The organism is Vibrio sp. 10N.247.310.23 (assembly GCF_041467155.1).
Taxonomy (GTDB): Bacteria; Pseudomonadota; Gammaproteobacteria; order Enterobacterales; family Vibrionaceae; genus Vibrio; species Vibrio crassostreae_C.
Map to the genome: position 1 here is coordinate 1 of NZ_JBFSTZ010000054.1, position 7,938 is coordinate 7,938.

6 protein-coding genes are annotated in these 7,938 nt (G+C 41.1%); 2 read left to right on the forward strand and 4 right to left on the reverse strand.

What is annotated here, in order from left to right; genetic code table 11:
- Positions 1-498: 498 nt before the first annotated feature.
- Together AB6D93_RS23190 and AB6D93_RS23195 are read right to left on the reverse strand one after the other, a co-directional pair.
- The gene (locus AB6D93_RS23190; RefSeq protein WP_198599896.1) at positions 499-822 is read right to left on the reverse strand and encodes a hypothetical protein; all 324 of its coding nucleotides are present in this window, start codon (positions 820-822) and stop codon (positions 499-501) included.
- 221 nt (positions 823-1,043) lie between these two features.
- Positions 1,044-2,147 carry an HNH endonuclease gene (locus AB6D93_RS23195; protein ID WP_240799518.1) on the reverse strand — a complete coding sequence of 368 codons (1,104 nt, stop codon included), beginning with the start codon at positions 2,145-2,147 and terminating at the stop codon, positions 1,044-1,046.
- A 399-nt stretch (positions 2,148-2,546) separates the two neighbouring features.
- On the opposite strand from AB6D93_RS23195, the gene AB6D93_RS23200 reads away from it, so the two are divergent.
- Positions 2,547-5,108 carry an N-6 DNA methylase gene (locus AB6D93_RS23200; RefSeq protein WP_102333688.1) on the forward strand — a complete coding sequence of 854 codons (2,562 nt, stop codon included), beginning with the start codon at positions 2,547-2,549 and terminating at the stop codon, positions 5,106-5,108.
- Between the two features lie 295 nt (positions 5,109-5,403).
- On the opposite strand, the gene AB6D93_RS23205 is transcribed toward AB6D93_RS23200, so the two are convergent.
- Positions 5,404-5,991, reverse strand: coding sequence for a hypothetical protein (locus AB6D93_RS23205; RefSeq protein WP_372159214.1), 588 nt, complete (start codon positions 5,989-5,991; stop codon positions 5,404-5,406).
- 195 nt (positions 5,992-6,186) lie between these two features.
- Between AB6D93_RS23205 and AB6D93_RS23210 the strand changes: the two genes are divergently transcribed.
- Complete coding sequence (locus AB6D93_RS23210) at positions 6,187-6,423, forward strand: hypothetical protein (protein ID WP_372159215.1); 237 nt, start codon at positions 6,187-6,189, stop codon at positions 6,421-6,423.
- A gap of 22 nt (positions 6,424-6,445) precedes the next feature.
- Here AB6D93_RS23210 and AB6D93_RS23215 read toward each other — a convergent pair.
- A partial coding sequence (locus tag AB6D93_RS23215; RefSeq protein ID WP_372159216.1) for a conjugal transfer protein TraG N-terminal domain-containing protein occupies positions 6,446-7,938 on the reverse strand: 1,493 nt, incomplete at its 5' end.

A 7,938-nucleotide genomic window follows, 5' to 3' on the forward strand; every position in this document is an offset into this window, starting at 1 on the left:
GGCGTGCGAACTTCATGCGAAGGATCGGCGCCGCGTTGCGTTGAAGCAGTGTCCAATGCGCAGCAAAAAACGTCATGGGTGCATGACTTTTCCAAACCAGCCAAAAGACCGATAGAAAGATGCCCCAAAAAACGAAGTTATCGAGTAGGGTTGTGTAGTCCATGTGTTTCTCCTGTTATAAAACAAGGAAACACTTGCCCAAAGGAAAGGTTTCCTATGGGTGGTGAGGGGTAGCTGATGGATTATCAGTATGCTTTCACTTCTTTAAAAAGAAGTCGCGACACGTTTCAGAGAGCCATTTAAGGGCGGTTAAACCCGTGTGCTTAATACTGGTGCGTCAGTATTCAACGTTTGAAGTATTCAGGTTAAAAGAGGGTAGGAAGCGTGTCAACCACTTTGTGTTGGTGACACGTGCTGCAATTAAAGCGGTGATTTTCAAAATAAAGTCCGATGAAGATGCCTTTCAACTAGGCAGCTGCAGGCCTGGTACACGTCAGTCTATGGCTCATCATCACGAAAGGCACGGTCAATTATGGGTGCGAGCTTATCTAAATTGGGGTCAATTGTGGTTGACTTATTCTGTAATCGCCACTCATTTTGGTAACTTCCCACCACCTCTTGATAACACAGTGGGCAGCAATGGCGCTTCGCTGCAAAATGGGCTTTAGGGGTTTGTTCAAACACTTGCTGATGCTTGTTACAAAGAATAACAACAGGTGTTCGGCTGTTCACATACTGGACAAAAGAGTAGTCGTAACGGTTGCCCCATTGCTTAATGGCTTTTCTAATAAACGTTTCGTTTGTATCTTTAGTAAAAGGCATGACTCAAACATAATAAAGAAGGGCTAATTTTTGTCAAATACTCACTAAATTGGCTCGGTGTCTTTCTTGATTAGAGTGCACCTTTTTGTTTGTGTACACGCAAATTTGAATCTCTTTTGCTGCTAGAACAACGCCAATAATAAGATTTTTTATAATTAAACTCCCTTAAACACTTCAATATTCAGAATAGATTGGGTAAGTGGGGGAGTCCAATTATCTTCTTATGCCTGTAGTACGAATATTGGAACTTCTCCGAACCAATATTCACCATTGCCCCATTCTAATTCGACTAAAGCTATGAATCGACTATGTGCTAGTTCTGTATTTTTAATATCTACATTCAGTATACGTTTTACAAAGTGCAATGATGGCACTTTTTCAACTCGACCTTGCAGTTGCAGAGGAATTAGTGATAGTCGGACTAACTCCAGAAGAATGAGTTTACTAAAAACATTAAGGTCATTTCTATAATTATCATAATAATAGGTTGCTAAAGAGCCTAGATGTCTATGATCCGCTATTTCCCCTTTAATAGTAGACATACAGGTCGATAGTCTTTGCTTTGCTGTTTCTATACCCTGAACTCTGCCAAAGCCCCCACTAGATATATCTAGGTCACCTGTATCATCAAGCTTCATGTCCATACCTAGAGAATTCGGGTCTGTCGCTTTAAACTTATCCTCAACTTGTAAAAACAATAGTTTTTTATCTTCATGGGAGATCTCTAACCTAGCGTCTAAGATTTTACGAGCATCACCTTGAGACTCGACGACTACATAAGATTCACTGTCGGGAATTGTGATAAATTCTAAAACATAAGAGTTCAATAAATCATGGTCCCCAATAAAAGGAGCTATCAACTCAAAACTCCACTCTCGATAGTGGATGGCATTCCATATGGCGTAATATATTACTTCGCTTCCCAATTGTATAAGGGTCATATTACTAGTGGTCAGTTCTGGTGTCGGAAGTTTCAAGCTTTCTGCTGCTCGCCTTTCTGCTTGCTCTTTCCATTCATGTATGGTGCTTGCTGAATACTCCTTATAGTCTGCATCTATCAAATTTCCATGATTTCGACACATCCAAATACCGTTGGAGATATGCTTCCTTTCTAAGGATGACATTTTAGGGTTGTACCTTGGGCCTCCGGATGCAGCGGCATGAATATGAGCCGCTATACCATTATTTACCTTCTTCGTAGGATCATCTGAGTTAGGACCTACCGTATTACGACCACAACCAGGAAAAGAACACTTCCAGCTAACTCTTTCAGCCATAATCCTCTTATCATTGGAAGTAAATTCGTCTCTATTTTTACCACTCATCTTAAACCTACCCTGAAAAACATAACGCTTATTAGCCGATAAATTGTCGTTGTTCATCCTTCGATAATGCAGCCTTTTTTATATTAACTCAACGGTGCCCTCTTCGTGCGTTACAGACTGTACGGATTGCCCTTTAAAGTTAAATAGAGCGGAAGATAATGACGACAAACTACAACACTAAGATAAAAGAAATTAAATGATTATAAATCAATGTCTTATTGATTTATAATCATTTAATTTATCGACTCCTCCAAGCGGAGAAGAGCGTCTCAAGTATGGATGATTGTGGTGAGCAAGATAAGCTTCACTTGCGTGGTGAAGCTTTTTGGGATTACTCGATATCGTAAAAGAGAAAGAGTCTATATAATGTATCAATTATAAAAATATTAGGGTTTATGCATGTCTATTGAAATTGATAAGTGGTTGGAAGCTCAAGAGTTTCAGGTTCCGTTAAACGAGAAAGGTCAAATTTTGGACTATCTTGAACCAGCTAAGCCTCGTGAGAACAAACCTGAAGAGCGAGTTCGTCAAAAGACGTCCCATATTTTGCATGAAGAAATGGGCTATCCAAAAGATTGTATAGCTCATGAGCGCACTATCAACATGGGAACTGATAAGAAGCGAGCTGATATTGTCATTTATCAAAATAAACAAGCGTGTATCGAAAATGATCAAGGCAAAATTAAGTTAATTATCGAGGTAAAAGCTCCTAATGTAAGAGAGCCAGATGGTCAATTAACTGGTTATATTTCAGCTACATCTGCTGAAGGTGGTTTTTGGACTAATGGTGAAAAAATTATTTTTCTCCGTAAACACAAAGACAGAAGTATATCTAAATGGATTGGTATACCACGATTCGGTAAAACTTGGGATAGCATTGGTAAGTTCAAGAAGTCAGAGTTGATTGCACCTGTTGATCTAAAATTGGCTTTCAAGCGTTGCCATAATGCAATTTACCGTACAGGTATTGATTCTGAAGATGTTGCACTTGATATGGTAAGGGTAATTCTTGCTAAGCGTGAAGATGAATCAAGTGCTGAAGAAGACTGCAAGTTCTATATTACACCGGAAGAATTTGAAAATGAGGAGCTACAGCAAAAAGCTTGCCAACGAGTGAGAGAACTTTTCATTGCTGTAAGAGAGCAATATCCAGATGTTTTTAGTGAGCATGAAAAAATTACAGCCTCAGATTCTCAGCTAGCAATAGTTATTTCATATCTACAAGAGTACTCTTTCCTTGATGCTGCTCATGACGTAATTGGGACAGCGTATGAAGTGTATGTGGCGTCTCATTTAAAGGGAGAGCGCGGTCAATTTTTCACCAATAGGTTGGTGGTTGATATGATGGTTAAAATGCTTGACCCCGATGACAAGTCGATCATTCTAGACCCATCTTGTGGTTCTGCGGGGTTTCTTATCACGTCAATGAATTATATCTTTAAGAAAATTGATAATTCTAAGCGCTCAAATTCAGCTAAAGAAATCTTAAAAAGAAATGTAGTTCATCAGTTATTTGGAACTGATATATCCCCAAAATTAGTTAAGATCGCTAAGGCCAATATGCTTATAGGTAAAGATGGGCATGGTGGTATTGAGCGCGCAAATAGTTTAGATAGTATTTCTAAGTTATCAGCAAGTTTTCAGGAAAAGGCAGGTATAGAAAAACCTAGTATGATCCTAACCAACCCACCATTTGGGGCTGGTCACGACCTTCGAGTAAAAGAACCTACTATTCTTAGTCAGTATGAGAATGGCTATGTTTGGTCTGTTGATGAAGAAAACAAAATAGTCTTTGATGATAAATTGAACTCAAAGCAAGGCTTAGCTCCTGAAATTTTGTTTTTGGAGAAGTGTATACGGTGGTTGAAGCCAGGTGGTTTGCTGGGCATCGTAATGGCAAAAGGTCAGCTAGATAATCGAGAAGCATTAAGTGTACGACGTTGGGTGCTTGATAATGCTCAATTGCTTGGTGTTGTAAATTTGCATGAAGATACATTTGAACCGTTTTGTGGCTCTAAAGCATCTGTTATCTTTTTGCGTAAAAACGATAGCCATGCAACTACAGACTATAAAGTGTTTATGGCAATTTCAAATAAGGTAGGACAAACTAGTCGCGGAGAACCTATTTTCAAGCGAGATGCTGAAGGTAAGCCTGCAATACAGAATGGTAGTTATGTTATTGATCAAGATCTAACAGATATTGCTGATGATTTTGCTCGATTCAATGCAGCTACTTTAGAGGACAGTGCATTCCGATTTTCAGTTAATATTAGCAGTATAGCTAAAGATAGTTACTCATTTAACCCTGTTCAGTATTTACCTAAACATAATGCCGCTTTCGAACAAGTGTTAAAACTAGGCGATAGCGATGATTTTGAAGTACATCGACTAGCTGATCTTGGGCTAGTATTTAACGGACCGCGCTTTAAGCGACCTTATGCTGATGTTGGTGTTACAGAAGGTCCTACTATTCGTAAGTACTTTACAGGCACCGCATTAACTCAGTTGAATTCTGATAATGTGAAGTATCTAGATGAAACTCGGGCAAATAAGCAAACTAAGTCTCATCTCGAAAAATTAACAATTTATAAAGGGTATATTCTGATCTCTGATGCTGGGACATTAGGACGTGTGACTTATGCTTTAGAGCAACACGATGGACACGTTGCAACAAATAACTTGATTCGAGTTGTTATTGAAGACTTACCGTTACGCGGTTATGTCTACCAATTTCTCAAAAGTGAGATCGGACAAAGCTTGATGTTAAAAAGTGCTTATGGCACAAACCAAGAACATTTGGAACCAGATGTCATCGGTGAGATCCCTGTACCGATTCCAAAATCACGTGACTTATTAGAAAAAATTGGTAATCAGGTAATTAAATCTATTGATGAATTAGAAGCTTCAATTAAAGATAATAATGAGTCGCTTGATAGCTTACTTAAAACCTTAACTGTCTAACATTTAAAGCCAGTCAACTTTTATTAAAAGTTGACTGGCTTATTATGGCGTAATTATTATTTTTTCAAGATGCTTTATCTGCGGATCAACAAAACAAGAGGAAGTGAAAAAACGGAGTGACGATCTCAGCCATGATTTTATGCCGCATTGAGTACAGCTATAGGGATGTACAAGGATGTGAGTAGCCGCCTATAACAATATTATGTTTGGTGTATGCCTACCTGCAGAATGCAATACAACTATTTTTGAGACTCAAGAAACACGACGAATAAGGCAATAATAGACCCCTCGATATTTATCCGTAACTTGCCATTTTCCTTGTCGTGCCTGTGAAGCTGTCTGATACTTCGATGCGCATCATATTGATGTTCATGGTTGGTTCGACTTTTTTAAGGCGCGCTATGTCACTGGCGATGCGCTTACAGCCTAAAAACAAAATGCCATCGAGTGGTGTTATGACCTCTCCAGCCTTGAGGCAATCAACGAGAGAAGTGGCTGACAGTGGTGTTTTTATCCCATCAACGTAGCGGGTTGCCACAAACTCATTCGTATAGCGGATCTCTCTTGGCAACATTTGTTCGCTTTTGGCGTAAATCATCCCGCTTTGTTTACCATTAATGACGCGATGCTCTTTATAAACTCGGGTTTCTTCAGCGATGGTGGCCATGGCTTGTGGTGCTCGGGTGATAAGTAAGCGAAAAGGCAGATCTTCACTTGTGATGTAATCGACAAGGTTAAACGCTAATCTTGCTCTCGCGACCTCTCCGAGTGGTTTTTCACGACAGATTTGTAGAACCTGATCCCACTGACTGGTCAGGCGAGCGCTTTCTTTATCGCTTCTAACTTTAACTTGCTGAATGTCATAGTGAATTGTCTTTGCCATGGTTGACTTAGCCTTCCGTTTTTTCGTCGAATTCCAACTTAACATTATGTTTTTATAACACATTAAAACAGTTATCCACAAAAATTGGGCGTAACCTGTGTGAAAATAAGTCAAGCTTAATATTCGATTTGCAACCGTCTGCATAAAGGCGTAATCTGATGGTAATTTAACCGTATTGAGTCAAAAGAGGCCGAAATGTTAGCATTCCTGAAAAAATGGCGTCAGGCATACCGAGATGAAAAAGGTGATCGTTTACATGCTGAAGTGGAAGCTGAGCGTAATGCCCTTCTTAGTAGTACATCTCTGTCATTTGAAGAGGTGAATGAAGCTTTAGTTACAGAACTTTCAGCTGATAAAACTTTAAATGTTTGGGCTAATACAGAAAAAGAGCATTACGATGAATATTGGGTTCATAACTATGACAATCGCTAAGATTGCCATAGTTATTTTTTGATTACTTTTTCATTGAATTAGCAACAGCGCTTCTAGCGTAATCAAAACCTCTCTGAGTTGTTTTATTTACGTTTTCCAGTGCACTATCCATCGACACCCCATTCACGCGATAACTCGCGTAACCTAATACCCCAAACCATATCGCGGGCACCACCACGTAAAACGTGATCATCACAAACGCTAATATCGAATCATCCATGCTGTTGATCGTACCGGTTATCGGATTAAAGTTGTCATGCATGGAATACACCGCCTCCAAAAGCTTACTGTCCAGACTTCGACACAACTCCCACCAAAACGTCAAGAACAGCAATCCGGTATAAGAGAGTGATAACGACATCAGCGTCATCATCGAATAGTTACTGACCGTTAACACAATCGGACTCGCAATCACCACCACAATGAGCAGCAAAGACTGCAGCATCGGCATCGCTTCTCGCACAATGAAGTAAGCCGGGCCTGTGAAGATATGCCCAATTTGTAACCCTGCCCAGCCTGCCGCGCTATTCCACACTTCTCTGAATTGATGATCGAGGGACTTATCAAGCACCTGGCCATAGCCACGAACAATGCGTCCACTGGTCGATTGATTTTCAACACTCAAGACTCGCTGAACCAGCATGTTCGCCTTATCGGCAGGCGTGACTTCAGAGCCCATGATTTTTGAGAAAAAGCCATCATAGTCAAATATGTCATGAATCAATTCAGGGTTAGTGTCTTCAATGTGATTGAACAAGCGCCACAACAAGCCGGCGCGCTGGCCATCACTGCGACCGCCTTGAGTGCTATCCCACCATTCGTCACACATAGGATACGCGGCGCTGGTATCAACCGCTGTGCGGCGATACTTTTGTTGCACCGGGTCGTCTCGCACTGAATTATACGGGAAGTTGAATACGATATTTTCAGCTTGTAAGCCATTATAGGTGGTCTCTGGCGCGGCCAGATTATAGCCAAGGAAGTAAGAGCCCCCAATCCAATTGGCATTATCAAAGTCGTTTTGAGTGACTCGCTCTTTACGCGCCGCCGCCTTCATCATCAGGCGCGCTCGCGTATAACACTGCTCGTAGAAGTCTTGAGTTTCTTGTCTAAGTTGCTCGCTCTTAATATCGATTTGAGAGAGTTTCAACATGCTGCGCTCGACGTCGTAGTGACACGGCACCGAGGAGACCGCCGCGTTGGTCAGGCCTTGCGAAATACTGTGCCAGAATACCCACCATATCGGGGCATGAACCAATTCCCCATTTAACGAGCTTTGGTCACTGTGGGTTGCGCCGCTGCTGATACCCACGCCGCACGATTCGCTGGCGTTTTGGTCCATGACGAGCGTGTTGACGTTGACCGGGTACAAAGGTATCACTGCAAAAAAGCACACTAATCCGGCTAACATCAGTTTGACCTCGGTGCGGTTCATGCTGAGTAGGCCTTTGTTGCCCTCATCTTCGCCCTCTTGAGCGACATCAAACCACACTTGGAACACAATGACGGCCAACA